2 pseudogenes are annotated in these 2,281 nt (G+C 76.0%); both read right to left on the bottom strand.

The features are described from left to right. Positions 1 to 133: 133 nt before the first annotated feature. Positions 134 to 1,823: pseudogene (murJ, locus tag JNW87_RS37825) on the bottom strand (murein biosynthesis integral membrane protein MurJ). A 1-nt stretch (position 1,824) separates the two neighbouring features. After that, a pseudogene (locus JNW87_RS37820) lies at positions 1,825 to 2,281 on the bottom strand (hypothetical protein); the annotation flags it as partial.

Genomic DNA, 2,281 nt, shown 5'->3' with positions numbered 1-2,281 from the left:
ACTCTCGCGCTCACGGCATCCTCTTCCGTTCGCGACTGCGGGGCTCGCAGACCCGGCTCACTCCTCGCGCTCACCGGGACACCGTCTTCCGTTCGCGACTGCGGGGCTCGCAGACCCGGCTCACTCCTCGCGCTCACCGGGACACCGTCTCCTTCCCGTCACCCCGTTCCGGGGGGATCTGGTCCTCCTGCGCGCCGGCCGCGGTGGGCGGGCGTCCTCGGCCCAGCCGGCGCAGCACGGCGGTGAACAGCGGCCGTACGTCCCGTTCGTCCGTCAGCCAGGCGACGGCGAGGAACAGGGCGCCGACCACAACCCCGGACAGCATGCCCTGAACGAGTGCCTCCGATGTCGTCGGGGTCCCGTCGCCCAGGCCGGCGAGCCAGCGGGACGTGGCGACCCCGCCGAGCCCGGCGACCCCGCCGGCGAGCAGACCGGCGACCCCGACCCGGCCCACCCCGGCCAGCGCGTCGCGGCCGGCCGAGCGGAGCACCGCCCCGATCAGCAGGCCACCGAGGACCAACATGCCGCCGGAGGTAGCCAGGGTGACCGCCAGGACCGGTCGGCGAGGGGCAGCAGGTGCCCGAGGAGCACCGCCAGGGCCGGCACGGTCAGCCAGCCCACCGCCGTGGCGACGGTCGCCGCCCGGGTTTCGCCGCGGGCGTAGAGGGCCCGGGTGAGCACGGCGAACAGGCCGTAGCCGAGCAGGCCGGGCGCGAACCCGGCGATGGCCGCGGCCGCGGTCCCGGCCACCGGCGGGTCGAAGAAGAAGTGCCCGATGGGCACCGCGGTGCCCACCAGCGCGGCGGCGCCCAGCAGGCTGAACAACACCACGCCGCGGACCGCCGGGGCGAGGGCCTCCCGGTAGGTCCGCTCGTCACCGGCCGCCCGGGCGGCCGCGAGGGTGGGGTACGCGGCCACGGCCAGCGGCACGGCCAGCACCGCCCAGGGCAGGAAGTAGATGGTCTGCGCGATGTTGTAGACGCCCGGATTGGCCGCCCCGCCGTAGGTGACCCGGTTGAGGCTCACCATCAGGGCGATCTGCTGGGCGGTGACGGTCACCACCCCGGCGATCGCCAGCCCACTCACCCGGGCACGGGCGTCGGCGGGGAAGCCGTAGCCCGGCCGCAGCCGCAGGCCCAGCCGGCGGAGCGGGATCAGCAGCGACAGCGAGAGCACCACCACGCCGAGCGTGGTGCCGCCGGAGAGCAGCAACTCGCCGCCGCGGCCGACCTCGCCGACGGTCGCCAGCCGCCCCTCGGCGGCGGTGAAGCCCAGGTAGACCGCGATGACGGTGATGCTGGACAGCAGCGGCGCGAGCACCGGCCAGGCGAACCGCCGGTGCGCCTGGAGCACCCCGGTGAGCACGATGCCGACACCGTACAACGGCAACTGCGGCGCGAAGACCAGCAGCATCCGCGCGCCGGCCTGTCGCTGCTCCGGGCTGAGACCGGGGCCGAGCAGCCCGATCAGCGGGTCGGCGAGCAGTGCCAGCAGCACCGCGAGCGGCACCAGCAGGCTGAGCGTCCAGGTCAGCAGGGCGCCGGTGGTGGCGGCCACGCCCCGCCGGTCGCCGGCCTCCACCGCACCCGCGAGCAGCGGTACGACCAGGCTGGCCAGCGCCCCGCCGGCCACGATCTCGAAGATGAAGTTGGGCAGGTTGTTCGCCACGACGTACGCGCCGCCGAGGTCGGTCGGGGCGAGGGTCCAGGTGAACACCGCGGTACGACCTAAGCCGGCGAGCCGGCTGACCACGGTGAGCACGGCGATGAGGGCGGCCGCTCCGGCCACCCGGCCGCGCCGGCGAGGGGTGCCGGTTTCTTCACGTCAGTCGTCGAGCCGGCCCAGCGCGTCGAGCTCCCGCAGCCCCGGGGTCCGCTGGATCACCTGGGTGAAGCTGACCTTCTCGCTGGCGGCGGTGAGCGCGGCGAGCACGGCGAGGACGCCGGCCCGGCCGAGCGGTCCGGTCCGGGCGGCCAGGCTGACGCCGAGCAGGGCGCCGAGGGCGTTGGCGCCGCTGTCGCCGAGCATCACCCGCTCGTCCAGGTCATCGCGGATCAGCCCGGCGGCGGCGCCGACCGCGCCGACGGCGATCCCGCCGTGCGCGCCGCCGGCCAGCGGCACGCCGAGCAGCATGCCGGACTTCAGCGCCCGGCCGGGCCGCAGGTCGAGCAGGTTGAGCAGGTTGGCGGTGCCGGCGACCACGCCGCGCCGAGCAGCACGTCGACGCCCCGGCCGAGGGCGCCGTGGCGCTGCCGGCGGGGGATGGGCGGGCGACCCGGGG

The sequence above is a fragment of the Micromonospora sp. ATA51 genome, assembly GCF_016802855.1.
Classification (GTDB): Bacteria; Actinomycetota; Actinomycetes; order Mycobacteriales; family Micromonosporaceae; genus Micromonospora; species Micromonospora sicca.
This window is presented reverse-complemented; position numbering and strand designations above follow the sequence as displayed.